Source organism: Mucilaginibacter sp., assembly GCF_028288185.1.
GTDB lineage: Bacteria > Bacteroidota > Bacteroidia > Sphingobacteriales > Sphingobacteriaceae > Mucilaginibacter.
This window is the reverse complement of the sequence record NZ_JAQBOF010000040.1, coordinates 15,379-41,333: the sequence shown is the minus strand read 5'-3', so window position 1 is coordinate 41,333 and position 25,955 is coordinate 15,379. Positions and strand designations below refer to the sequence as shown.

Below are 25,955 nucleotides of genomic sequence, written 5' to 3'. Positions count from 1 at the left end.
TAAGCAATATATATTTTTTTATATAAAGCGAAAAAACTAAAATGTTAAATCTCTACAGTAGATACGGAATTATCGAACCTTGGGTTGTGTTCAATCTCCTGTAAAATGTCTTCCAACTCCTCAAAAGTACCGGCCGTAACCAGTTTCATGCGGTATTCTTTAAAGTTATCAATCCCCTTAAAATAGTTACCATAATGCCTGCGCATCTCAAAAACGCCGGTTTTAGGGCCTTTCCATTCTATTGATTTTACCAGGTGGGTACGGCAGGCATCAATACGCTCGGCAAAGGTTGGTTTGTCCAGGTGCTCACCTGTTTTAAAATAATGTTTAATTTCTCTGAAGATCCACGGATAGCCAATAGCCGCCCTGCCAATCATCATGCCATCTACGCCATATTCCATGCGCCAGGCTGCCGCTTTTTCAGGCGAGTCGATATCGCCATTACCAAAAATGGGTATCTCTATCTGCGGATTTTTCTTGATCTCGCGTATCAAAGACCAATCTGCCGATCCCTTATACATTTGCGCACGGGTACGGCCATGTATGGTTAGGGCTTTTATGCCTACATCCTGCAAACGCATGGCAACTTCTTGTACGTTCTTGGTATTATCGTCCCAGCCTAAGCGGGTTTTTACAGTTACAGGTAAGTGCGTAGCCTCTACAACCGCTTTGGTCATGGCTACCATTTTATCAATATCCTGCAATAAACTTGCGCCCGCGCCACGGCAAGCCACGTTTTTTACCGGGCAGCCATAGTTAATATCGATCAAATCCGGGCCTGCTTGCGATGAGATCTCTGACGCTTCGCGCATGTGCTCAATATCACTGCCGAATATCTGTATACCAATAGGGCGTTCGTACTCAAAAATGTCCAGTTTTTTACGGCTCTTGGCGGCATCACGAATCAATCCTTCGGACGAGATAAACTCGGTGTACATCATATCCGCGCCATGCTGTTTGCATACGTAACGGAAAGGCGGATCGCTCACATCTTCCATCGGTGCCAACAGCAGCGGGAATTCTCCTAAATCAATATTTCCTATTTGTACAGACATGGCTTATCTTTAAGCGCTACAAAAATACAATTTTTAAGCCAAATGACATTAACCACTAATAAACACTATCACCCGTCCCTACAATTTGTAATTTTTATTGCTATAACTATAGGTGTTATTGGCGTGGGTTATTTAATTGGGTCCGCTGCCGTTATTGCCATATATGGGGTTGACGCATTAATGGATATTGCCCGGCTTAACCTGGCCAACCCCGTTACAGCTAATGCTTTGTGGCTACTGCAAATTGTAAGTACAACCATACCAATTATAGCGGCATCATTTATTTTCGCCATTTGGGTGATGAAAGATCCGCAGCAATATATAAGGCCCTCGTTTAAATTTCCGCCCTTGCTATGGGTTATTGTTTTTTGTGTAATGGTTATATCTACCCCATTAATTGAGTGTTTGAGCAATTTTAATCAAAAAATGGTATTGCCACATTTTTTAGATGGATTGCAAAGATGGATGCGCGAAACCGAGAACCAGGCCGAAAAGCTTACCGCCGTTTTATTACAAATGAAAACCATTAGCAGCATGATATTTAAATTGCTGGTGGTTGGCCTGCTTACCGCTATTGTTGAAGAGTTTATGTTTAGAGGATGTATACAAACCATTTTTACCAAATGGACAAACAACGCGCATGCCGCTGTATGGATAACCGCGGCATTATTCAGCGCTTTCCATATGGAGTTTTTTGGCTTTTTACCTCGGATGTTTTTGGGTGTACTATTTGGCTATTTTGTGGTTTGGAGTGGCAGTGTATGGCCTGCGGTATGGGCGCATTTTATTAATAATGGCACCGCCGTTATTGTAAGTTACCTGTATCAAAATAAAATGATAAAGGTAAACCCTGATGATCAGCATATATTTAATTATGGCAGCTACCTTTTTAGCCTGATAATTGTTTTATTTTTGTTGTATCTGTACCGTATTATAGCAACGGGCAAACAAAAAATGCCCATATTATAAAATGGAGAAGAACTGGATCAAGATTTTTGCTTCGACTGATTTTTACCAATCAGAAATTGTAAAACAGGTGCTGTGCGAGCACCAGATTGATGCGGTATTATTAAATAAACAAGCTTCATCACACCGCGATTTTGGCGATGTTGAGGTTTATATACACCAACAGGATTTTAGTAACGCTATTGAACTAATGATCCTGAACCAAATTTAAAGTATGAGGATACGCGCTATAACGGGCTTCTTTTTTATTATTGTGATGCTCGCCTCCGTTTTACTGGATCATTATGTATTCGGGGTGTTTTATTTACTGTTAAGCGGCTTTGCTTTGTGGGAGTTTTATGGCTTGATAAACCAAGCCGGCGTTAAACCCGATAAACTAACCGGACTTTTAAACGGCGCTTTCATTTATATCGTATTTGCGTTGGTTACTTATGATGCTGATTATCATAAACTATTATTCTTGCTGCCAATTACATTAAGCGCCGTATTTATACAGGAGTTATTTAAAAAACACGCCTCGCCCTTTACCAATATTGCTTACACTTATTTAGGGTTGATATTTACTATCATACCTTTTACCTTTTTCCATGCGCTGGCTTACGTTGGCGGTACGTTCAACTTCCATTTCCCGATGGTGTTTTTATTGCTGCTTTGGGCCAATGATACCGGGGCGTATTTGGTAGGCAGTAAATTTGGAAGGACCAAGCTATTTGAGCGCCATTCGCCAAAAAAAACCTGGGAGGGCTTGATCGGTGGAATATTGATCACAGCATTAGCAGCTTATATCATCAGCTTATATTATACTGATATTGCTTTAGAGCATTGGATATGGATAGGCATACTTATCAGTTGCTTTGGTACTACCGGCGATCTGATAGAATCTATGTTTAAACGCAGCATTGATGTTAAAGACTCGGGCGGTATATTGCCGGGCCATGGCGGCCTGCTTGATAGGTTTGACGGATTATTAATTGCCGCGCCAATTGTATATGCTTACCTATACTTCATTACAAATGCTTAATTTTGCCGTATGAAAAAAATGAGTTTCCATAAAGAGGGATATACCTCACTTGCACTTTGCATCTTATTCATCTTTGTTTTAAACGCCGCTATTCAGTTTTATTTACCCGAATATACTTTTGTAAGATGGTTAGGTTATATCCTGTCATTCGCCCTGTTTGTAATAATTGTACAGTTCTTCAGGAACCCATTATTTGATATCACCCAAGATGATAAAGTAGTGCTTTGCCCGGCAGACGGCAAAGTGGTAGTAATTGAAGAAACCACCGAAACCGAATATCTAAAAGATAAACGCATACAGATCTCTGTTTTCATGTCGCCTATAAACGTGCATGTTAACCGTAACCCAATAAGTGGCGTGGTTAAATATTTTAAATATCACCCCGGTAAATATTTGGTAGCCTGGCACCCAAAATCATCAACCGAAAATGAGCGTACCACCGTTGTTACCGAAAACAGTGCGGGCACACCAGTACTATTCAGGCAAATTGCAGGTGCTTTGGCCCGCCGTATTGTTTGGTATGTAAAAGAAGGTGACAAGGTTGAGCAAGGTGATCAATTCGGGTTCATTAAATTTGGCTCAAGGGTTGATTTGTTTTTACCACTAGGTTCAAAAATAAACGTAGAAATTGGCGAGGTTGTAAAAGGCGGTGTTACCGTTATAGCAGAGCTTCCGGCTTAATAACAACAAGCATCAAAACATAAAAAGGGACCTGATATATCAGGTCCCTTTTATTTTGCTCTAACCAGCAATAAATATTTTATTACCACCAACGCTGGTTATTAACCGGTTCTTCTTTAGCTTTTTGTGGTGCGGCCGCGGCCAGTGTTGGTTGTGCAGCTACTATGTCCGGTTTAACTTCCCGTTTGGTAATAGCGGCAACCAGACCCGGCTCAATTTTTTGTTCTACAACAATATCGTTGGCATCGCTTGCCTTGTTTAAAGCAGTCAGCTCTTTGTTTAATTTAGTAGTAAGATAATCGTCAGTCGAGAATTTAGTTCTGTTCCACTGCTCGGTAAGCGCTTCAATATCTTCGCCAACGGTTATATAGCCATTAATTACAGCTCCCGGCTCAATATTTACTGTTGCCGATTGTATATTACCCCTAACCACCGCATTACTTCTAATATCCAGCAGATCTAATGATAGGATGTCGCCATTTACAACACCGGTAACGGTGCAGGTTTTTGAGGTGATATTACCCGTAAGTACACCATGTTGCTCAATAACAACTTTTTCGGCACAAAATAAATTGCCGGCAAGGTGCTCATCCAGTATGATCAACTCATCAGAAAAATAATCATGGCCTTCACAAACAAGGTCCTTGATATTACTGATAGAGTCAGTTACTGTCGGAGTTTCTTTTTTAAAAAGGCTTAACATGGGGTATTAGTTAGTACTATATTATTATTGGTCGTTACTGAAACGGGTTACAACGGTTGTTGCATTGCCGATATCAATACCGATCGATGATCTTTCTAAACCACCTGACACACGTAATGAGTTTAAGGCATAACCTTTACTCGCTAACGTAGCCGGGTCGCTTACAACTTCTAATTGTACTATCTCGCCAAACTCGGCTTTAAAGCAATCTACCAGATCCTGGTAGTACATACCACCACCACACAGGTAAACTTTATTGGTTTTCATCAAGTTTTTATCAGTAATAACGTTCCTTAAATTAGGCGATATTACCTCATTATAATATGATCTTAAAGCGGCCTTGCGGATTTCTCTGACATCAATATTCTTTCTGTTAATAAACAAATAACCTTTCTGGAAGGCATCATCTAATGCATTAATGGTGCGCATCTCCAGGTAATGGCTCTTCTGCAGCTCATTGGCCATGTAGTTAATAGCATAACGTAAGCCGTGTGTGCTTATCATACTTTGCTCAACCACGCCCGAGTCCATGCTTAACACAGATTCAAACGTTCCAAAGCCGCAGCTTAGTATAAAGAAACTGCCTTTTGCTGCTTCTTCGCCTTTACGCAAAGCTATAGAGCAAGCAACTATCTCTGGGATCACATCAACATTTTTTACATCAAGTATTGACGTTCTTTTACCATTACCACCAAAAGTTGACGCATCATACTCAACTATATGTGTCTTTTTTAATTCCTCAATTGCCACATCTTTATAAATGCGGTAAGTAGCATAAGGGAAACCTGTAGTAATTGTTACCGGTTGCTCAACATCATCAGTAACCAATAACATGGCTGCCTTTATTAATAATTGATAATCCAGGTCTTCCGGAGATGAATTAAGCAGTTTATGAGGTGAAAGGCCTTCGTTTAAAGCTAAATTACCACAAATGTACCATTGGTTGTTGTGGAAAACCTTCAAGCCGTTTAACAGGTCTGAAGATGTGTTATTTAACGCTGAATTATTGTTTTCAATTAAACTGGAAAAAGATTGAGATAGTAACATGCTGTTGTTTTAGGTTAAAGATGCTGTATGATATACTAAATTCTAAGTTAAATTTTTCAGTTGCCGGATTTATACAATTTTGTAGTGGAAATCAACCCATTATAAAACCCAGGTTCACCAAATTTATAAAATTAAGCTATAAAAAAAAATAATATACGGTTTTTACTGCTTGCTTGTTACAATGATACCTAATTCTTTTATCCACAAGGCAAAAAAAAACCTTCCTGGTTTATCCGGGAAGGCTTTTTATAAGTATTGTTGTAATTATACTCTTTTTGATTTGATACGAGCTGCTTTACCAGTAAGGGCACGCAGGTAGTAAAGTTTAGAGCGACGTACTTTACCGTGGCTGTTAACTTCTACTTTATCAATATTCGGCGAGTTGGCAGGGAATATACGCTCAACACCAATTCCATTTGAAACTTTACGTACGGTAAATGTTTCAGACACACCAACACTGTTACGTTGGATAACTACACCCTGATAAACCTGGATACGCTCCTTGGTTCCTTCTTTAATTTTATAATGTACGCTTACAGTATCACCCGCTTTAAATGACGGAAACTTGTTAACTGTTACTGTTTGCTCTTCTACAAATTTTACTAAATCCATGATTTTAAGCTCTAAACGCGATTTTTAAACCGTAAAAATCGGATTGCAATTATAGGGATTATTTTTGATAATAAAAAGTCTGTTTTAAAAAATTAACAAATTCTTTTTTATTAACAAAACAGCTTCAAATTATTCGTCGTCGCGCCGATGAATTTGTGGCCTTGATTCGGTAAAATAAGCGATGATAGTATAAACCAATCCTATTAGTAAAAGGTTAAATACAAAATTGATAAGCGTATCACTATTTGAGTGCGATCGGCTGTCGATATCAATAAAAGTATATACAGCGTAAGCCGCGGCCAATACTAATATAACCCATCCTACTATCGATGCCGGCCAATAAATAAACCCCTTGCGTGTAAACCAGTTTAATTTCATGATGCTTAATTGCTAATTGATATATTTTGAACCATAGTAAAACTTATAAAAACGCCTATAATTAAAAGGCTTATTAGTATAAGCAGTATGTTTAAAAACTTAATTTTTATGGTGATGTTAAACTCCTTTACTTTGTTTACACCGTTAAATTGAAAATGAGTTATAGCCAGGCTATTAACAACGATAGCAATAATTGGCAGCACAAACAATACAACAGGCGCCATAAAATCAAACCCGGGGGTTTTATTCAAACTGGTTATCAGCTGGAAAAGAGCCCCAAACCAGGTTGTATGTACGTGGAAATAATAATACATGCATACACATAGTAAAAAATAGCAGGGCACAACTATTAGCCATACACCTAAAGTAGCAGATCGCCCCGCGTTCATGATGGCCATCTTCACCATTTGCTGGTGTTTTGCCGGGTCAACCTGCGGCACTTGTAAACTTTCCATTTGCTTTAAAAATTCGTCCTTATCTTTCATGTTAACTATATCTATAATGCCAAAACTTGTTTTGGTTGCAGTGTTAAAGCATATTACGCAATTTTTCCAACCCGCGGGATATCAATGACTTTACCGTGCCTTCATTTTTAGCCAATATCAGCCCCATTTCATTTATTGATTTTTGTTCGAAATACCGCAGGGCTATAACCTCCTGGTACTTAACATCCAGCTTAAGCAGGTTTAACCTTATTAAATTATAATCGTTATGGGCCTTCAGCTCATGTTCCATTATTTCGCGCTCGTTATCCGTTTGCTGGTGCAGCAGTTTTTCCATTTGCGGGTTTTCCAACAATTCTTGCAATGATTGTGGCAAATATTTACTGCTGCGATAATATTGGTTAAGCTCATTAGTAGCAATTCGGTATAACCAGGACGACAACCCTATACCCCGCCATTGAAAGCCCCCTATTTTTAAAAATGCTTTCAGAAATGTTTCGGCCGCGATATCTTTAGACAGGTCGTAATCGCCGGTACGCCGCATAATGTAGCCAAACAAGGGTTTATACCAAATATCAAACACCTCGCTAAAAGCCGCGGGGTTTTGATGGCACTGCTCAACAAGGGTTCGTTCCTGTTCGGGGGTCATGGTTGCTATAGTATAATGCAGTTATTGCATTTACGTTGCAACCTAAATGTACAAAAGTTTAATGGGTGTGCCTGAAAGACGTGAAGTATGCGTCTCTACATAATGTCCGGGCGTCTTTGCTTTGTCCGTTCTACCGCCTGCTCAAAGCGCCATTTTTCTATTTCGGGGGTGTTGCCGCTTAATAGTATATCGGGCACCCTATGGCCGTTCCAGTCGGCTGGGCGGGTATATACCGGGGCATCCAGCAGGCCGTCCTGGAAAGAGTCAGAAAGAGCCGATGTTTCATCAGACAATACACCGGGAATTAATCGCACTACTGCGTCAACCACAATAGCCGCAGGCAATTCGCCGCCCGATAACACATAATCGCCAACCGAGATCTCGCGGGTAACAAATATATCGCGGATGCGCTGGTCAATGCCTTTATAATGCCCGCAAAGTATAATAATGTTTTTTTTGATGGATAGCTGGTTAGCCATAGACTGATTAAGCGTTTCCCCATCAGGTGACATAAAGATCACCTCATCATACTCACGGTCGGCTTTTAAGGCTTCAATACATTTGGCAAATGGCTCAATGGTCATTACCATGCCACTGCCGCCGCCGTAAGGATAATCATCAACGCTTTTTTGTTTACCGGTCGAGTAATCGCGCAGGTTATGGACGTGTATTTCGGCAATGCCTTTTTTTTGCGCACGCTGCAAAATAGAGTGAGCAAAAGGGCTTTCTAACAAACCGGGCAATACAGTGATGATATCAAAACGCATAGCGCAAAGATAGTTTTTTTGTTAGAGTCAGGAATTAAGAGTCAAGATCAAGACAAAAAGCCTCTTAATTCTTGACTCTAACCTTTTAATTCTTCTTTCTATCCCTTCCAATCAGGCGATGCAGGTATGTGGCATTGTATTACCCAATGGTGGCCAAAAAGGTCTTTCAATTCGCCCTGGCGGTAGCCGTATTCGTAATCGGTTACCGGCGAAATAATGGTAGCGCCGGCTGCAATAGCCTGGTTGAATACGCCATGAACATCGGCAGTAAATAAACCAATAGTTACCGTACTGGTATTAAATATTTCGGGGCTTACCTTTGCAGGGCTTTTCGGCATCATTTCATGCAAGTGGAATATGGCACCGTCTATCATAAATTCGGCTACGTGCATTGTTCCATCATCATTATTCAGTCGCCAGTTTTCAACTGCGCCAAAGGCTTTTTTGTAAAAATCAATATTGGTTACACCCCTTTTGATGGTAAGCAAGGGCGCAAAGGCTGTTTTAGTTTCCATTTTACATTGTATAAATTAACAATCTATGTCTTTTCTCCCCCTTTAGGGGGCCGCGGAGCTAATCTCCCTCCTCTAAAATAAATATTTCCTCAACAGGTTTACCAAATACACGTGCAATTTTTAGCGCCAGTACTGTTGACGGCACATACCGGTTACTCTCTATAGTATTAATGGTTTGACGGGATACACCTATCAGGCCAGCGAGATCTGCCTGGGTTATGTTTTTTATGGCGCGCTCTACGCGGATGTTGGTTTTCATATCGCGTCGTCTTTTATTAACCTATTGTTACGATACATTTTCCACCTAAACAGCAGGATAAAAACCATCAGCGGTAACCATAAATTCATTCGAAGGATATCTATAGCATCATAGCCCTTGGTAAACGTAAGGCTGATTATCAGTAATAAATAATTAAAACATATAGCCCATTTCAATGACTCGAGCCTTAGTTGCGAGATTTGTTCATCTTCTATCTTTTCTTTAGAAAAAGCTATCATTAGTAAACCTATTACCATCGACAATGCAGTGGAGATATAGAAAATATGCTGCCCGCTAAAAAGGCTTGGGTCATTGTTATCAAATTGTACATGCATCATTTTTTTAACGATGTATATAGGCAGGTGGGCAAGAAACAATACTATGCCCAGGTACTTACACCAATATGGAAATAAAAAACGTTCTTTCATGCTAAGCTATTTTTAAAGTCACGGTTAATAGAATAAATTTTCCAGCGGAAGCGGATAATAAAAAACAGAAGCGGCGTAATGATATTAAATATCATTACCGAAAGGAATTTCCAGTCATACAGAAACACGATGCATAGGATAAATAATCCATAATTAACATACACGGCCCATTGCAAAGAATCAAGTCGTAATTGAGCCAGCTGCTCGTCTTCAATTTTTTCTTTAGAAAAGCCAATAAACAGTAAACCGAGAATGATACCGACCTGAAGAATGTCATTATAGATCATTCGCACCCAAACATCGTGAGGGATGGGATTAAGATTGCCCAGAAAGGTAGAATTAAAGATGCCGCCGGTTTGATAATTGTGGATACCGCAAATTATGGTAATAACAACTAATAGCATTATCCCAATCAGTCGGAATTGGTGCGGAAATAAAAAGCGTGTTTTCATATTTGTAAAGTTTAATTTACCAAATGTAAAACAAACTTTACAAATGTCAAGCATGCTTGACAAAATGTTTTTTTATACCCTTTTCTGGGGGCTAGGGGATTAATCCAAATAAATATCCAGCAACCCTTCCGGCAAATCAACGGTTACAATTTCTTTCACTATATCAATTGCCACTATAATTTCTTCATTAAGCGGGAAAAGCACTTCACAGTTTTTGTAGGTTACCGCGGCAATTAGTTGTTGGGGGTATTCATGTATTGCGGTTATTTTACCCAACTCCCCTTCATTTTCATCAACAGCGGTAAAATCTATCAGATCCTTTAGCGTAAAGTCGCTTTTTTTCTTTTTAGGTTTTAGTTTATTGGGCAGGTAAACGTCTTTTTTTACCAGGGGTGACGCTTTCTCAATAGTGTCAACATCTTCCAGGTATATGTAAGCCTGGCCGTTTTGATGGTATTTAACCGACTCTACAAAAAATGGGATCAGCTTGCCGGCTATCTCCACAAATATGGCGTTGAAGTCTATATTGTCCAAGCCGTCAAAATCTACATACATTTGTATTTCGCCTTTAAGTCCTTTGGTTTTTAATATACTACCTATGCGGAAACAATCTTCAATTTTCATTATAAATGCGTTTAAATAACAATGGCGAAGAACCTATCGGTTGCTTCGCCATTATATAAGTTTTTTGTAGCTAAATTACTCAGCGCTATCAGCTTTTGCAGCCGGAACTTCTGTTTCAGCAGCAGGTGCTTCTTCAGTAGCGGCTTCAGCAACTGGTACTTCTTCAACTTCTGCTTCAGCGGTTGGAGTTTCTTCAACTTCAGCAACTGGTACTTCTTCAACTTCTGCTTCAGCGGTTGGAGTTTCTTCAACTTCGGCAACCGGTGCTTCTTCTTCAACTTCTTCAGCAGGAGGAGTGTATTTTGCAGCAATCGCGGCAGCTTTATCTTCCTTCTTCTTAGCTTCAGCAACTAACGCAGCTTTGCGGGCTGTATCTTTAGCTGTATTTAAGTCTGATTTTTTACCGGTGATCTTACCATCTTTTTGATCTAACCATTCAGCAAATTTTGCTGCAGCCTGATCTTCGGTTAAAGCACCTTTTTTTACACCGCCTTGTAAGTGTTTTTTATACATAACACCCTTGTAAGCAAGTATAGCACGACAAGTATCTGTTGGTTGTGCACCATCATTAACCCAGTTAAGAGTTTTGTCGAAGTTAATGTCAATAGTTGCAGGGTTTGTGTTTGGGTTATATGAACCCAAACGCTCAATAAAGCGTCCGTCACGCGGAGCACGAGCGTCTGCTACTACAATGTAATAAAAAGGTTTACCCTTTTTACCATGTCTTTGCAATCTGATTTTAGTTGCCATGTTTGTTTTTAAATTATGTGTTCAACATTCCCCCGGAGTTTATTTCAGCGGGGACGCAAAGGTAGCAATTATATTTACAATAAAAAAACAAACTTCAAAATGAGGTTATTAGGCCCAAATAGGCGAAATTTGCCGCCATGAATAGGTTAAGTATTGCAATAGATATGGACGAGGTTATTGCCGACCCCATTGACAAGTTTATAACCATTTATCAGCAAGAACACGGATATAATTACACCCTTGAGCAAATGCATGGCAAGGAGTTTAGAGAATTGCTGCCGCCCGAACTGGACCATACCCTGCGCGAATACATTAATCGCAAAGGTTTTTTCAGGGATTTGAAAGTAATAGCCGATAGCCGCGAGGTTATTGAAGAGTTAACTAAAAAGTACGATGTATTTATTGTATCAGCAGCAACAGAGTTCCCTAACTCGTTAGAAGATAAGCAGGCCTGGCTGGGCGATCATTTCCCTTTTATATCATGGACCAATATTATGTTTTGCGGCTACAAGATTGTGAATACGGATATCATGATAGATGACCGCACCAAAAACTTTACCCGTTTTAATGGCCGTAAACTTTTGTACACATCGCCACATAACTTACTATTAACCGGGTACGAACGTGTAAATAGCTGGAAGGAAGTAGCTGAGAAGTTATTGTAGAGTTAAGTAGTGAGTTTTGAGTTAAATTACTTACTCAAAACTCATCACCATAACTCAAAACTGTTATAAAGAAAGCATTTCAACAATACGTATAAACTCCGCATTAACATCATGATGATGTTTAACTGATTGACCTAGCGGAGTAAATACAATGTCATTATGAATAAGGCCTACCATTTCGCCGGTATGGCCTGCCATTAATGCCTCAACAGCTGCCACGCCCAAACGGCTGGCTAATACCCTATCCATACAAGTTGGTTTACCGCCGCGCTGGATGTGGCCTAATACAGATACACGGGTATCGTAATGCGGATAGCGCTCCATTATGGCACGGCCAATCTCGAAAGCACCGCCCGGTTCGTCACCTTCGGCAACCATTACAATTTTGGATGTTTTGTCTTTGCGGCCTCTTTCTAACCTGTCAAATAAAGCATTCAAATCAGACTTGGTTTCGGGCACCATAATAGCTTCGGCACCTACACCCATGCCGGTACGTAAGGCAATCATGCCCGAGTCGCGGCCCATTACCTCAACAATAAACAGCCTGTCGTGCGATTCGGCTGTTTCTCGTATCTTATCTACAGCTTCAATTACCGTATTGATAGCGGTATCATAACCTATGGTAAAATCAGACCCGCGCAAGTCATTATCTATTGTACATGGCACAGCTATAACAGCAATATCCGGATATTCTTCATTAAATTCTTTAACTCCGATTATAGTACCGTTACCACCAAGAGCAACTAATGCTTGTATATCATTTTTTTTAAGCTGCTCATACGCCAGCTTGCGGCCTTCGGGGCTTTTAAACTGTTCGCTTCGCCCGGTTTTTAACATGGTACCACCACGCTGTATAATATTTGATACCGATTTTGTACCCATTGGGATGATCTCCCCATTGATCATTCCCTCAAATCCATGGCGGATACCCGCAACTTCAATATTATAAAATATAGCTGAACGTACAACCGCCCTAATCGCGGCATTCATTCCTGGAGAGTCACTACCGGACGTAAAAAGTCCTATTTTTTTTATCGGGGTCATTGTAATTTACTGGCAGATGTTTCTATTCTGTTCGCGGCAAATTTTTTAATCAGCTTGCCGTTTGCGCCGCAAATTTACATTATTTTTTGCCTTGTTGTGTGTTTTTATAGGCTGTAATTCCACTATCTAAAAACTTTAAATAGCTATTTACATCATAATCAGCGGGCGAAGGAGGGATTGTTTTGCCGTTTTTGTCTGCAAGCATATTACCGTCACTATCCAGCAATACATAAAATGGCTGCGAGTTAGCGTTAAACCGCGAAGCTTCCAGGTCGCTCCATTTACCACCCAAAGTGGTTATCTTTTTTCCGCTGTAGGTTGATGTAAAGTAATCGGCAGGATCAAGCGCCGCTTTGTCATCAACCACTAACTGTAATAATACATAATCGTTTTTTAACCGCTTAAACACTTCGGGGTCAGACCATACATTAGCCTCCATTTTGCGACAGTTAACGCAGTTAAAACCGGTAAAATCTATCATTATAGGTTTATGCAATTCTTTTGATACCTGCAAAGCCTGCTTATAATCATACCACGCATCCAGCCCGCGTGTTTTAATGCGGGTGTAGTTGTCCGCATATTTTTTTACAAAGGATGATTGTTTGATTGCCGCTCCGTTTGAGTTATTGCCACCGCCTGGGATTTGCGAAAGATCAAAATCCTGCGTAGCCATAGGCGGCAAAAACGCGCTGATTGATTTTAATGGCGCTCCCCATAAACCCGGTATCATATAAAACACAAATGCGAATACTATTACCGATAAAAAGAAACGCGGTACAGAAACATAATCCGTAGCACTATCATGCGAAAACCTGATCTTGCCTAAAAGGTAAAGACCCAATAATACGCCCAGCGCTATCCATAGCGATAAGAATATCTCGCGGTCAAACCAGTTCCAATGGTAAGCCAGATCTACATTTGATAAAAACTTTAAAGCGAAAGCTATTTCCAAAAAACCCAATACAACCTTTACTGTATTTAACCATCCGCCCGATTTTGGCAGTGATTTTAAAGCCGAAGGGAATAATGCGAAAACAGTAAACGGCAATGCCAGCGCCAATGAAAATCCAAACATGCCAACTGCCGGGGCAAGCCTGTCGCCTTTTGATGCGGCATCAACCAATAAAGTGCCAATAATAGGGCCGGTGCATGAAAAAGATACCACCACCAGGGTAGCCGCCATGAAGAAAATGCCTGCAATACCACCTTTATCAGAGTTTTGATCGAGCTTGTTACCTAATGACGCGGGTAAGGTAATTTCAAAAGCCCCCAAAAACGATATGCCAAACACCACCAACAGCAGGAAGAAGAAGATATTAAATATGCCGTTTGTTGCCAGCTCGTTCAAAGCAGACGAGCCAAATACAGCGGATATTAAAACCCCTAAAGCAACGTATATAACGATGATCGACAAGCCGTAAATCAACGAATCTCTTATCCCTTTTGCCCGACTACCTGCTTTCTTGGTAAAAAAGCTAACTGTTAATGGCAATAATGGATAAATACACGGCATTATAACCGCCAGAAAACCCCCAACAAAACCGGCTATAAAAATATCCCAAAGGGTTTTTGGTTTTTCTGCGGCAGGAGCCGATATGGTTGCTTTTGCTTTCTCAACAGCTGCCTGTTGTGCCTTTTTGCGCATAGCAATACTATCAGCAGCCGTGGGTATGCTGGTGAAAGTTACACCGCTAGTATCCCCTTGCGCTTTAGCCGTATTTATCCCGACAGTAAAAAACGTCATCGCCACAAGCGACATTAATAATATGGCTTTGGTGAAAAAGCTTTTAGCGGCTGTTATCATATAATTATTTACCTAACGGGATAGAGAAACTCACATCATCAGGCGGCAGGCATTTCATGTCATTACAGGTCATGTACTCCAATTGGCCTTTAATAGCCGTAACCTTTGGCGATTTTAATTTAATTTTTTGTTGAAAAACAACCTCGTTCTCAAAATAGCTTACGTCCATATTAAACGCTTTTTCAAACTTGGTTCTCGGTTTGGGCTCGCTGGGTTTGCCAACCAATGTGTAATCTTTTGATTTAGCAAAAGTGAACGATGTTTTAATAGGCCCGCCATCTTTAACATTCATAGAGTATATATGCCATCCGCCGGCTATTGATGCTTTTAAGAAAACGGTTACTTCGGTAGCGCTTGTCTTTTTAGCAGCATAGGCCCATTTAACCGGAGCCACAATTTGCGCGTATGCGCCGGTAGTAATAATTATTGCGGCAACTATGGCCAATAATTTTTTCATAACTATTTGTTGTTTAAAAATTCTATTTCTTTTAGGTTGTATGTTGTTTCTTTATTATTACTATCTACCACCAATAAACCATTTTCTTTTACACCGGTAATTGTACCGTTAAACTCCGTCCCGGCGGCCTTAAAACGTTTATTTTGTTTAAACCAATATAGTCGGTTTAAATAGGTATTCCTTACAAAATCTATTTTACCCGCTTTTAAGTTAAGGTAATATGCCTCGATGTTGTTGCAAATCTCTGCTAATATAAAACGTAAATCGTAATCCTTCTGTAATATCTGTTTTACAGAAGTAGCATTGCTTGCGCCATCCGGAAAAATTTCCTGGTTAATATTGAGCCCTATACCAATTATGGCACTTTTTATTTGCTGGCCCTGCAATAAGTTCTCAATTAACATTCCCCCTAATTTTTTATCGCCATAATAAATATCATTAGGCCATTTTATTTTAAGCTGATCGCCCAATATCGGACATAATGCATCATAAACGCCCAAACTTACGGCGCGTGTAAGATCAAACTGATCTGCAACGGCCAAAAATGTTGGTTTTAATAATATGCTAAAAGTAAGGTTTTTACCGGGCTCACTGTGCCATTGGTTGTTTTGCTGGCCCCGGCCGGCAAATTGTGTTTCTGCCATAATGACCGTTCCCTCTGGTACTGGCTTAGAATTTGACAATATGTTTTTAAGGAAATTGTTGGTAGAGTCAACTTCTTTTAATGTCAGTAAATTTTGTCCAACAAATAATCCTGAAAATATGTTATTTTGCAATGTTATAATAATGCTAAACTCAAAAACGTTCAAAGTTCAAAACTAATTCTTTTTGATGGTAAAAAATAAAGCGATAAATGAATCAGCTTACATTTCTGAATTAGCCATACATGGCATACAGGAAAAAAAGGGTAACGACATTGTCAGGTTAGACCTTCGTAATCTACATAGTTCGGTGACAGACTACTTTGTGATATGTCATGCAGACTCGGCCACACAGGTTAAAGCAATTGCTAACAGTATTGAGGAAGAAGTATACAAAGCGCTAAAACAAGACCCCTGGCGCAAAGAGGGCCTTGAATATGGCGAATGGATATTATTAGATTATATTAATGTAGTGATACATGTTTTTCGCACAGATAAGCGCGAGTATTATGGCGTAGAGGAGCTATGGGGCGATGCCGAGATTAAAAGTTATAAAAGCGCTTAATCACGCAGTAATAACTTATAAGTGTTAGTTGTAAGTGAGATTTTAAATAGAGATGGAAGATAAAAAATTGGATAAACCAAAACCGATACGTAAAATACCTAATAAAAGGATAACACCTAAACCCCCGAAATTTAATTTTATGTGGTTATATGCTGTTGCTATAGCTACATTTATTGGTGTAGCATACTTTTCTGGCAGTAACGGCGGCACTTTGATTGATTTTAGACGGTTTGAAACAGAAATGCTTAAACCGGGTGATGTTGATTATGTTGAGGCCTATAAAAACGGCGATTATTTAGTTGCCGAAGTACACATTAAAAAAGACAGCTTAAAAAAACCACAATATGCCGAGGTTGTTAAAGCACAGCATTCTTTTGGTGTTACCGGTAATGAAGCCCAGTTTACTTTTACTGATGCATCATATGAAAGCTTAAAAAAATCTATTGATGACGCGCAAAAGGATGTGCCTGATGCAAAAAAGGTAAGCGTCAAATATGTACCGCATGACAGCCTTTTATCAAACGGCCTGGTACAAAGCGTTATCATGATCATCTTATTTGCCGGTGTGCTAATGTTTATTATGCGCCGCATGAGTGGTGGCGCAGGTGGCGGCCCTGGCGGCCAGATATTTAATATCGGCAAATCAAAAGCTACCTTGTTTGATAAAGAAGCGCAGGTATCTGTAACCTTTAATGATGTTGCCGGTTTGGAAGAAGCCAAGCAAGAGGTTATGGAAATTGTTGATTTCTTGAAAAACCCTAAAAAATATACTAACCTGGGTGGTAAAATACCTAAAGGCGCTTTATTGGTAGGTTCGCCGGGTACGGGTAAAACCTTATTGGCTAAAGCTGTTGCAGGCGAGGCCCAAGTGCCTTTCTTCTCACTATCAGGATCTGATTTTGTGGAGATGTTTGTGGGTGTGGGTGCATCACGCGTACGTGATCTGTTCCGTCAGGCAAAAGACAAAGCGCCATGTATTATTTTTATTGATGAGATTGATGCCATTGGCCGCGCCCGTGGTAAAAACAATATCGTAGGCGGTAATGATGAGCGTGAAAACACATTGAACCAGTTATTGGTAGAGATGGATGGTTTCGGTACAGATTCCGGTATTATTATACTGGCAGCGACTAACCGTCCTGACGTACTGGACTCGGCATTATTGCGTCCGGGACGTTTTGACAGACAAGTATCCATAGATAAACCTGATTTGATTGGCCGCGAACAAATATTTAAAGTACACTTAAAACCGGTTAAGCTGGCTGAGGGTGTTGACGCTAAAAAACTATCGGCACAAACTCCGGGATTTGCCGGTGCAGAAATAGCCAACGTTTGTAATGAGGCCGCATTGATTGCCGCCCGTAAAAACAAAGAGGCTGTTGATATGCAGGATTTCCAGGATGCTATCGACCGTGTAATTGGTGGATTAGAGAAAAAGAACAAGATCATATCTCCCGAAGAAAAACGCATTGTGGCTTACCACGAAGCGGGTCATGCTATTGCAGGCTGGTTTTTGGAGCATGCTGATCCGTTGGTTAAGGTATCTATCGTTCCGCGTGGCGTTGCCGCGTTGGGTTACGCGCAATACCTGCCTAAAGAGCAGTTTTTATATACCATTGAGCAGTTAGAAGATGGTATGTGTATGACCATGGGTGGCCGTGTTGCCGAGGATATTACTTTTGGTAAGATCTCAACCGGTGCGCAAAACGATTTGGAGCGCATAACCAAACTATCATACGCCATGGTTACTATTTATGGTATGAATGAAAAAGTTGGTAACGTATCATTTAATGATACGCAGGGCGAATACCAGTTTAACAAACCATACTCTGAGAAAACATCAGAGCTAATTGATAACGAAGTGCGCAACCAAATAAACGCGGTTTATGCACGTACCAAGCAACTGCTGTTGGATAAACAAGAAGGCTTAATTAAATTGGCTGACAAGTTGTTGGAGAAAGAGATATTGTTCCAGTCTGATCTGGAAGAAATATTGGGTAAGCGCCCATTCGAGCATCGTACTACTTATGATGAGTTTGTAAACGGTGTACCTGAGTCAAACCAGGAGCCTGCAGCACAAGCATTATCGCACGAGGGTGTTGCGGACCACTCAGGAACATTCGAAAGAAATCCAGAAGAAAAAGAAGCCAGTTCGGGCGAATAAATTACAACAACCGAAAGTCCTTAGCTAAAAGTTTTTTAACTCAACGCTAAGGACTTTTTAATTTTATGCTATTTTTGACGCAAAGCTCGAAACCCAACAATGAAAAACATTACCACATCTAAAGAAAAGCTGCTAAAAAAGGTACGCCAGGCATTGCTGGAGAAAAGGGATAACCCATACCCTAACCTGGAGAACACGCCACTGTATCCGCCCGCGCCCGAAAATTTGGATTTAATGTTTGCCGAAGAATTTATGGCCGTGCAGGGACAGTTTGCTTTTTGTGAGGATGAAGTACAATTTATTGAAACCTTATTAGAACTAGCCGAGCAGCGCAACTGGCGCAAAATATATTGCTGGGAACCTACGCTGCAAGAAATTCTTTCCCGATATGAATACCCTTTCTTTGAAACCGACAAAGACTTTGAGCAAGCCGAAGTTGGCCTTACCCTTTGCGAGGCGCTTATTGCACGTAATGGCAGTATTATGCTATCAAACGCCAGCGCAGCCGGCCGCAGGCTAAGTATTTATCCCGGTGTGCACATTGTGCTGGCTTATACCTCGCAATTAGTTCCTGATCTGAAAGATGGCTTTGCATTGATAAAGAAAAAATACGGCACTAATATTCCATCCATGATATCAAACGTAACCGGCCCAAGCCGTACAGCCGATATTGAGAAAACACTGGTTTTAGGTGCACACGGGCCTAAAGAGTTGTTTGTGTTTTTGTTGGAGGGATAATCCATCTCATTTACTATTTGTCTCTACTGACGGTTTTGCAATAATTTACTAGTGTCTCCTAAAGACCCGGAGGATGCCTATGTAATTAATTCTTTAAAAAATCACTACTTTTAAGTGCGATGAAAAAACTGATTCTCATTTTAAGCTGTATCATAGCTATACAAACCGCTAGTGCTCAAACTACCGATCCTGACAATGCCACATTAGCCCTGGCAAATCTTAAACAAATGCAAGCTCAGCTTTTGCATGCTCCTACAACTACTGGCTCGGCTAAAATTAAGCAAATAGACCAAATGCTAAAGCTTGGGGTATGGGACAAGGCCTTGCAATTAATAAATACCGGAGGCCCTACACCGCCCTACAAGCTTTTAAAAGCAGATTATTTGATACTACACAATGAATACTTTGATGCAGAGAATTTGGTAACCAACGTACTAAAAAGCGAGCCCAACAATATAAAAGCCTTACAGCTTAAAGCCACTTTGCAGATACAAGCCTGGAAACTCCCTGAAGCTATTATCACTTGTAAAAAAATATTAAAAACTAACCCCAACTCCGAGGCAACAGAATTGATAATGGGCCGGGCCACGCTTTTACAAAAAAGATATCCTGAAAGCCTTGCCATCGCCAAAAAGATAGAAAAACAAAATGCTGCAAGCGCCGGTGCGTATCAATTAGAGGCTGATGTTTATTTCTGGGATCAGCACCCTGAGCAAGCAGAGGCTCCGCTGAAAAAATCATTGGCTATTGATCCTTATAATGCCGATGCGCGCTTTAGCTACGGTTATGCCATTTGGCGCAGGGTTGATGCTACGCAGTTAAATGCCATGGCGGCACAATGGGAAGTAGCATTGGCTGTTAATCCTCTGCACTTTGCAACCAACTGGCATTGGGGTAACGGCCATACAAATCTGACTTATGCCGATTATGCGCAGAAAGATGACGATGAAGTAAGAGGCGCTCTTGAAAAAGCCGATGCGCTATTCAGCTCCAATAAAATAAACGAAGCTATTTATTATACCCGTACTGTACAGCAAAAATATCCAACATCTGTACTGCCATTAATGTATCGCGGCTCATTTTATTACAGTGCTTTTGATATGAACCGAAAGTTGAGGTTAGACTCGGCTGAGCATATTTTTAGCCAGATATTGCTGCTCAAAAAGCATTATGGCCCGGCCCATAATGGATTGTCGGCGGTGATTAAGTCTAAACGTATCCCTTACCTGTCTATTTATGATTCGGTAACCCGTGTGCTGCAAAATGTAAAGATCACCGACATGAAAAACTTCGAGCAGGTTTTTCCGGACATATCTTATTATCCGGGCAATTTGGCAAAGGCTATGGTTTGGAATCAAATGTATGCCGCGGTGGTTTACTTTCCATTCCTGTCTAAACAAAGGCAATCATTCCGGGTGTCGCCATTACATATCGATCTGGCAATAACTATGCATTCGCCCAGCTTTAGGTACATGACCACGTTTGATAACCGCCAGTGGATGGATATAAGGGGCGTAGGCAGCGGCTGCGCGGATATGGAATATGTAGAGCGAGGCGCTTATGAAGAGCGCAACGTTATACTGCATGAGTACACTCATCTTTATCACGCTGCCGTATTAACCGATGAGGAGGCCCGGCAGGTTAGAGCCCATTATTATAAAGCTATGGCCGAGCACAGAACGTTGGATTATTACTCGCAGAATAACGAGTCGGAGTATTTTGCGCAAACTTACCCGGCCTATTTTGAGCCGGTAAAAGTGCATCCGCTCGATTTTAAATCGATGAATACAACCAACGATCTTAAAACCAAAGATCCCGGTATGTACGCGTTTATTGACAAGCTGGTTAAAAAGCAACGAGCTTATTTAGCAGGCGATAAAAGCGCGATGGCTGATAACTGGGCGCAGGTATATTTAAATCTTGGTGGAACAAGAAGAGGCGGCGCATCAACCAGAACATCGGCTTATTTGGACACCTCATTGATGTATGACAGCAAATACCTGCCAACTTACCTGGCTTATTCCAGGCTAAAATCGGCACAGAAAGATTTTACCGCCTCGGCACAATGGCTGGACAAGGCCGAAGCTATAAACCCTAAATATGCGCCTATTTATGTAGCTCATGCCGATTTGGTATTAGCTCGCTATAATGCCAAACTAATAGATCAACCTACATCGGTAAGTCAGCAAGCAATGTTTTTAAATAAAGCTTATAAGTTAGAGGATGATTATCAGGAACTGGCCGCGATCAATGCACAACTACGCGAAATGTATCGCCGCAACGGGCAAATTGCCAATGCAATTGTAGCCGCCGAGGAATATGTAAAAAATGGTGCCACCGTTTCTACTTATTTAAGGGATCAGCGCGATGACGCTGCCGCTTTTGTGGCCTCGCTTAAATCAGAATTAGGCTATGCCGAGCCGATTGCTATACTGCAACACCTTGTAGAGCAAAAGCCGCAGAACTTTGAATACAGGGCCCTATACGCCGATGCACTGGCAGCAAACAAACAATACGATAAAGCGATTGTCACCCTGCAACAGGCTCAACGCATTTTAAAAGCCAGTGGTAATGGTCGTGCCGGGTTCGACCTGCAAATTGCTGAATTTTATAATGAACTGGGCCAAAAAGATTCGGTTGCTAAATACCAGGTGCCGGCAACGCCTAATATGGGTTTTGGCGGCGGAAGAAATGGCCGTGGTAGCGACAACGGATTACGGAACATCCGTTTACTGGCCGCGACCGGCAACACCGCAAAAGCTGCCGAAACACTAAAAGGATTCCCGGTAAATGGAGATAACGCATATTCAAGTGAATATGCGTACACGCAAGGCAAAATACAAGAAACTACTGATCCGGCATTAGCGGCAGCCAGCTATGAAACTGCTATAAAGTACAATCCTTACCTATTTAAGGCATACCCTTGGTTAATTAGTTATTATAATAAAAACGGGCAAGCGGCCAAAAGCCAGGCGCTTAAAAGCAACCTGCAATCATTAACTATACAGCCGGGGCCGGGGATTGGGATGTAATGGTTGTTGGTTTTTTTGATAAGGTCGCGTTTTAAATCACTTGCGAGTCTTTTAAGCAATTGCTATATAAATGTTACGATAGCTTAGCTATGGCTGCTTTTTGTTTAGCGCATCTTTTTATACTTTTAGGCAGCCAATTTATTTGGCTGAACTGATCTCTTAAAAAAACGCTTATCCAATTCGCATGAAGAAAATTTACTTATCCGTTCTGTTCCTATTATTATTGCTGCAAGTTAAAGCGCAAGCGCCTGTTGCAGCACCCGCGCCCGCTAAAGGCAATTACCAACTGGCTTCTAAATTTAACGCCGATAAATTGCGTAAAATGGTTTTCTCGCAGGTGGTAGATCCGCATTGGTTAAAATTGACCAATCGGTTTTGGTATGTGTATGAAACCAGCGAGATAAAAAGCTGGTACATCGTTGATCCCGCTACGAGGAAAAAAACAAAAATGTTTGATAATGACAGGTTGGCTGCCGAAATAACGCTGATTGTAAAGGACCCTTTTGATGCCCAACACCTGCCTATAGAGAATTTAAAGTTCACTAATAACGAGAAATCGATACAGTTTGAACTGAAGAGCACTATTGATGTGGTGAAAAAAGACCGCAAGGATAAAAAGGCTGCCGACTCGCTGGAGAAGAAAACCTTTTATTTTACTTATGATCTGCAGAACAATAAGCTGGCCGAGTTGAAGGATTTTAATAAAGTTAAACCAAAGCCTATCTGGGCATCTATAGCACCTGATAGTTCGGCAATTGTGTTCTCTAAAAACTTTAACCTGTATTGGATGGATAAAGACAACTACAAAAAAGCAGTAAAGGACGAGACTGATACCACCATTGTAGATCATCAGTTAACTAAAGACGGCATTGAGTTTTATGCCTACGGCAGCGGCCGTGGCGATGATGAGTCAATTACAGATAAAGGAGCCAACAAAAAAAGGCGCCCGGCTGGTGTGTTATGGTCGCCCGACTCGAAATATTTTGTGATGGAGCGTAACGACCAACGCAAAGTTAAAGACCTTTGGGTAATAAATAGCATTGCCGAACCACGCCCAACCCTGCAAACCTACAAATACCTTATGCCTGGCGAGAAAGAAACCTCAACCAGCGAAATGTTGCTATTTGATTTTAGCACTAAGACGTTTAAGAAATTAAATGTCGCTTTATTTAAGGATCAATCGATAGGTGCATGGCAGGCCCCTGCCTTAGCCAAAAATCGTGACGATGAGTTTAAGCCCAGCGTATGGCTGGGTACGGCGGATAAATTCTATTTCTACCGCATTGGCCGCGACTTGAAGAAGCTGGACATCTGCAACGTAGATATACACACGGGCAAAGTAAACATACAGGCTGATGAACGGATGAATACTTATGTAGAGATATCAACCCCCGGCCTTATAAACGGCGGCAAAGAACTAATTGAATGGAGCGAACGAGATGGCTGGGCACATTTTTATTTATATGATGATGCCGGTAAAATGAAGAACCGCATTACTTCTGGGTCTTTCCACTGTGATGATATTGTGCGGATAGACGAGAAGAACCGCGTGTTGTACTTTACGGCATCTGGGCGCGAGCCGGGCGAAAGCCCCTACTATGTGCACCTTTATCGTGTTAACCTGGATGGTAGCGGCCTTAAACTGCTAAACCCGGGCAACTTTAACCATACCAGCAATATAAATGATGGGCCAAGTTATTTTGTAGATAACTATTCAAGAGTAAACGCAGGGCCAAAATCGGCTTTGTATGATAATGCAGGTTATAAAATAATGGACCTTGAAACTGCCGACTTATCAAGATTAATGGCGACAGGTTACAAGTTTCCTGAGCCATTTAAAATTAAGGCTGATGATGGTATTACCGATTTGTACGGGGTAATGTACAAGCCCTATGATTTTGATGCGACTAAGAAATACCCTATCATAGAATACGTTTATCCGGGCCCCCAAACAGAAGCGGTAAACTCCGGCTTTAGCGTAAGCGCAGCCAGCATGAACTATGTTGACCGCCTGGCGCAACTGGGCTTTATTGTAGTGAGCGTGGGTAACCGCGGTGGCAGTCCGGAGCGCTCTAAATGGTACCATAACTTCGGCTATGGCAACCTGCGCGATTATGGCCTGGCCGACAAGAAAGCAGCAGTTGAGCAATTAGCAGACCGTTTTAACTTTATTGATATTACCAAAGTTGGTATTACCGGCCACTCTGGTGGTGGCTTTATGAGTGCTGCTGCGATGTTTGTATATCCTGATTTTTATAAAGTGGCCGTGTCCGAATCGGGCAACCACGATAACGCGGTATATAACAGCTGGTGGAGCGAAAAGCACAATGGTATAAAAGAAGTAATTACCGCCAAAGGTGATACCACATTCCAATACACCATTGATAAAAACCCGGACATCGCCAAAAACCTTAAAGGTAACTTGATGCTATCAACTGGTGATATTGATAACAACGTAAACCCGGCTAACAGTATCCGTGTAATTAACGCGCTGATAAAAGCCAACAAGCGTTTTGAGTATGTATTACTACCGGGCCAGCGCCATGCCTACGGCGATATGTCCGAATACTTTTTTTGGCGCAAGGCTGATTATTTTGTACAGCATTTACTAGGCGATTATTCGCAACCTGTAGATATTTTAGAAATGACCCGAGAGGTTGAAATGAACGGAAAGAAAAGATAAATCAAACCCGAGGCACAAGGAGACGCAAAGCATTGCGTCTCCTTGTGCCTCCGTTACAAAATTTATTAATTTTACTACGACATATTTTTATTACCTGCCGGATGCCGAACAAATTACTCATCATCATACCCTGTTATAATGAGCAGGCATCGTTGCCGGCATTGTTGGCAGAATTGGATGGGGTGATTATTCCGGGATATGATATAACCGTGATTGTAGTTAATGATTGCTCAACCGACAACACACTTGCTGTTGCAAAACAACATAAAGTAAAAGTGATAGATCTACCCATTAACCTGGGCATAGGTGGCGCCGTGCAAAGCGGATTGCTGTATGCATTGCAATATAACTTCGACCTTGCCGTACAAATGGATGGAGATGGACAGCATCCGCCTAAAGAATTATTAAAATTAATAACCTGTTATGAAGCTACCGGTGCTAACCTGGTTATTGGCTCGAGGTTTATTGAGAAGGAGGGTTTTCAATCATCATCTACTCGCCGACTGGGGATAGGATATTTCCATTGGCTAAATAAGGCATTTACCGGGATGCATATTTTTGACAGCACGTCGGGTTTCCGTTTATTTGATAAAAAAGCGATTGAACTGGCAGCGATTGATTACCCGGACGAATACCCTGAACCTGAATCACTGGTATATTTCTCAAAAGCCGGTTTAAGTATAAAAGAAACTCCGGTTGTTATGGCCAACCGATTGAGTGGTCAATCATCTATCAGAAATTTTGCTTCTTTGTATTATTGTATAAAAGTTACCATCGCTATGCTATTTTCCGCAATACGTAAACCCCAATAA

29 protein-coding genes are annotated in these 25,955 nt (G+C 41.0%); 11 read left to right on the top strand and 18 right to left on the bottom strand.

Annotation, left to right across the window (positions count from 1 at the left end):
• Positions 1-44 precede the first annotated feature (44 nt).
• Positions 45-1,055, bottom strand: a complete 1,011-nt coding sequence (dusB, locus tag JWQ34_RS18005; protein WP_299359685.1) for a tRNA dihydrouridine synthase DusB — start codon at positions 1,053-1,055, stop codon at positions 45-47.
• A 42-nt stretch (positions 1,056-1,097) separates the two neighbouring features.
• On the opposite strand from dusB, the gene JWQ34_RS18000 reads away from it, so the two are divergent.
• From JWQ34_RS18000 to JWQ34_RS17985, 4 genes are read left to right on the top strand one after another with little or no spacing between them, the layout of a single operon-like run.
• Complete coding sequence (locus tag JWQ34_RS18000; protein ID WP_299359682.1) at positions 1,098-2,024, top strand: CPBP family intramembrane glutamic endopeptidase; 927 nt, start codon at positions 1,098-1,100, stop codon at positions 2,022-2,024.
• A 1-nt stretch (position 2,025) separates the two neighbouring features.
• Complete coding sequence (locus JWQ34_RS17995; RefSeq protein WP_299359680.1) at positions 2,026-2,232, top strand: hypothetical protein; 207 nt, start codon at positions 2,026-2,028, stop codon at positions 2,230-2,232.
• 3 nt (positions 2,233-2,235) lie between these two features.
• On the top strand, positions 2,236-3,042 hold the full coding sequence (locus tag JWQ34_RS17990; RefSeq protein WP_299359678.1) for a phosphatidate cytidylyltransferase: 807 nt from the start codon (positions 2,236-2,238) through the stop codon (positions 3,040-3,042).
• 18 nt (positions 3,043-3,060) lie between these two features.
• Entirely contained in the window at positions 3,061-3,723 is a 663-nt protein-coding gene (locus JWQ34_RS17985) for a phosphatidylserine decarboxylase family protein (RefSeq protein ID WP_299360184.1), read from the top strand.
• Between the two features lie 82 nt (positions 3,724-3,805).
• Here the strand turns inward: JWQ34_RS17985 and JWQ34_RS17980 are convergent, their stop codons facing one another.
• The 13 genes from JWQ34_RS17980 to JWQ34_RS17920 form a co-directional block, all read right to left on the bottom strand.
• Positions 3,806-4,426, bottom strand: a complete 621-nt coding sequence (locus JWQ34_RS17980; RefSeq protein ID WP_299359676.1) for a polymer-forming cytoskeletal protein — start codon at positions 4,424-4,426, stop codon at positions 3,806-3,808.
• Positions 4,427-4,450: 24 nt separating this feature from the next.
• Positions 4,451-5,473, bottom strand: a complete 1,023-nt coding sequence (locus JWQ34_RS17975; RefSeq protein WP_299359673.1) for a ParM/StbA family protein — start codon at positions 5,471-5,473, stop codon at positions 4,451-4,453.
• Positions 5,474-5,737: 264 nt separating this feature from the next.
• A complete protein-coding gene (gene rplS / locus JWQ34_RS17970; RefSeq protein ID WP_175270515.1) occupies positions 5,738-6,085 on the bottom strand; it encodes a 50S ribosomal protein L19 in 348 nt (115 codons plus the stop codon).
• A gap of 129 nt (positions 6,086-6,214) precedes the next feature.
• Complete coding sequence (locus JWQ34_RS17965; RefSeq protein ID WP_299359667.1) at positions 6,215-6,463, bottom strand: hypothetical protein; 249 nt, start codon at positions 6,461-6,463, stop codon at positions 6,215-6,217.
• Between the two features lie 5 nt (positions 6,464-6,468).
• A complete protein-coding gene (locus JWQ34_RS17960; protein ID WP_299359664.1) occupies positions 6,469-6,948 on the bottom strand; it encodes a hypothetical protein in 480 nt (159 codons plus the stop codon).
• A 43-nt stretch (positions 6,949-6,991) separates the two neighbouring features.
• Positions 6,992-7,555 (bottom strand): sigma-70 family RNA polymerase sigma factor, encoded by a 564-nt coding sequence (locus tag JWQ34_RS17955; RefSeq protein WP_299359661.1) that lies wholly within the window; start codon positions 7,553-7,555, stop codon positions 6,992-6,994.
• 95 nt (positions 7,556-7,650) lie between these two features.
• The gene (gene trmD / locus JWQ34_RS17950; RefSeq protein ID WP_299359658.1) at positions 7,651-8,322 is read right to left on the bottom strand and encodes a tRNA (guanosine(37)-N1)-methyltransferase TrmD; all 672 of its coding nucleotides are present in this window, start codon (positions 8,320-8,322) and stop codon (positions 7,651-7,653) included.
• Positions 8,323-8,420: 98 nt separating this feature from the next.
• Positions 8,421-8,837 (bottom strand): glyoxalase/bleomycin resistance/extradiol dioxygenase family protein, encoded by a 417-nt coding sequence (locus JWQ34_RS17945; RefSeq protein ID WP_299359655.1) that lies wholly within the window; start codon positions 8,835-8,837, stop codon positions 8,421-8,423.
• Between the two features lie 58 nt (positions 8,838-8,895).
• Positions 8,896-9,096, bottom strand: a complete 201-nt coding sequence (locus JWQ34_RS17940) for a helix-turn-helix transcriptional regulator (protein WP_299359653.1) — start codon at positions 9,094-9,096, stop codon at positions 8,896-8,898.
• The gene (locus JWQ34_RS17935; protein ID WP_299359652.1) at positions 9,093-9,524 is read right to left on the bottom strand and encodes a hypothetical protein; all 432 of its coding nucleotides are present in this window, start codon (positions 9,522-9,524) and stop codon (positions 9,093-9,095) included. Before JWQ34_RS17935 ends, JWQ34_RS17940 begins: the two co-directional genes overlap by 4 nt.
• A complete protein-coding gene (locus tag JWQ34_RS17930; protein ID WP_299359650.1) occupies positions 9,521-9,976 on the bottom strand; it encodes a hypothetical protein in 456 nt (151 codons plus the stop codon). Before JWQ34_RS17930 ends, JWQ34_RS17935 begins: the two co-directional genes overlap by 4 nt.
• A 99-nt stretch (positions 9,977-10,075) precedes the next feature.
• Positions 10,076-10,600, bottom strand: a complete 525-nt coding sequence (gene rimM / locus JWQ34_RS17925) for a ribosome maturation factor RimM (RefSeq protein ID WP_299359648.1) — start codon at positions 10,598-10,600, stop codon at positions 10,076-10,078.
• 75 nt (positions 10,601-10,675) lie between these two features.
• Positions 10,676-11,350: a 30S ribosomal protein S16 gene (locus tag JWQ34_RS17920; protein WP_299359645.1), complete on the bottom strand. Its 675-nt coding sequence runs from the start codon at positions 11,348-11,350 to the stop codon at positions 10,676-10,678.
• A gap of 137 nt (positions 11,351-11,487) precedes the next feature.
• Between JWQ34_RS17920 and JWQ34_RS17915 the strand changes: the two genes are divergently transcribed.
• On the top strand, positions 11,488-12,015 hold the full coding sequence (locus JWQ34_RS17915; protein WP_299359643.1) for a 5'(3')-deoxyribonucleotidase: 528 nt from the start codon (positions 11,488-11,490) through the stop codon (positions 12,013-12,015).
• Between the two features lie 63 nt (positions 12,016-12,078).
• Here the strand turns inward: JWQ34_RS17915 and pfkA are convergent, their stop codons facing one another.
• From pfkA to JWQ34_RS17895, 4 genes are all read right to left on the bottom strand, one after another.
• Positions 12,079-13,059, bottom strand: coding sequence for a 6-phosphofructokinase (gene pfkA / locus JWQ34_RS17910; protein ID WP_299359638.1), 981 nt, complete (start codon positions 13,057-13,059; stop codon positions 12,079-12,081).
• Positions 13,060-13,138: 79 nt separating this feature from the next.
• Positions 13,139-14,863 carry a protein-disulfide reductase DsbD gene (locus JWQ34_RS17905; protein ID WP_299359636.1) on the bottom strand — a complete coding sequence of 575 codons (1,725 nt, stop codon included), beginning with the start codon at positions 14,861-14,863 and terminating at the stop codon, positions 13,139-13,141.
• 4 nt (positions 14,864-14,867) lie between these two features.
• Complete coding sequence (locus tag JWQ34_RS17900) at positions 14,868-15,320, bottom strand: protein-disulfide reductase DsbD N-terminal domain-containing protein (RefSeq protein ID WP_299359634.1); 453 nt, start codon at positions 15,318-15,320, stop codon at positions 14,868-14,870.
• 2 nt (positions 15,321-15,322) lie between these two features.
• Positions 15,323-16,096, bottom strand: a complete 774-nt coding sequence (locus JWQ34_RS17895) for a biotin--[acetyl-CoA-carboxylase] ligase (protein ID WP_299359631.1) — start codon at positions 16,094-16,096, stop codon at positions 15,323-15,325.
• 55 nt (positions 16,097-16,151) lie between these two features.
• On the opposite strand from JWQ34_RS17895, the gene rsfS reads away from it, so the two are divergent.
• The 6 genes from rsfS (at position 16,152) to JWQ34_RS17865 (ending at position 25,955) form a co-directional block, all read left to right on the top strand.
• A complete protein-coding gene (rsfS, locus tag JWQ34_RS17890; protein ID WP_299359627.1) occupies positions 16,152-16,526 on the top strand; it encodes a ribosome silencing factor in 375 nt (124 codons plus the stop codon).
• Between the two features lie 52 nt (positions 16,527-16,578).
• Positions 16,579-18,690, top strand: a complete 2,112-nt coding sequence (gene ftsH, locus JWQ34_RS17885) for an ATP-dependent zinc metalloprotease FtsH (protein ID WP_299359626.1) — start codon at positions 16,579-16,581, stop codon at positions 18,688-18,690.
• Between the two features lie 99 nt (positions 18,691-18,789).
• Complete coding sequence (locus JWQ34_RS17880; protein ID WP_299359625.1) at positions 18,790-19,428, top strand: lactate utilization protein; 639 nt, start codon at positions 18,790-18,792, stop codon at positions 19,426-19,428.
• A gap of 119 nt (positions 19,429-19,547) precedes the next feature.
• Positions 19,548-22,460: a hypothetical protein gene (locus JWQ34_RS17875; protein ID WP_299359623.1), complete on the top strand. Its 2,913-nt coding sequence runs from the start codon at positions 19,548-19,550 to the stop codon at positions 22,458-22,460.
• Between the two features lie 184 nt (positions 22,461-22,644).
• The gene (locus tag JWQ34_RS17870; protein WP_299359622.1) at positions 22,645-25,143 is read left to right on the top strand and encodes a DPP IV N-terminal domain-containing protein; all 2,499 of its coding nucleotides are present in this window, start codon (positions 22,645-22,647) and stop codon (positions 25,141-25,143) included.
• A 101-nt stretch (positions 25,144-25,244) separates the two neighbouring features.
• Complete coding sequence (locus tag JWQ34_RS17865; RefSeq protein WP_299359621.1) at positions 25,245-25,955, top strand: glycosyltransferase family 2 protein; 711 nt, start codon at positions 25,245-25,247, stop codon at positions 25,953-25,955.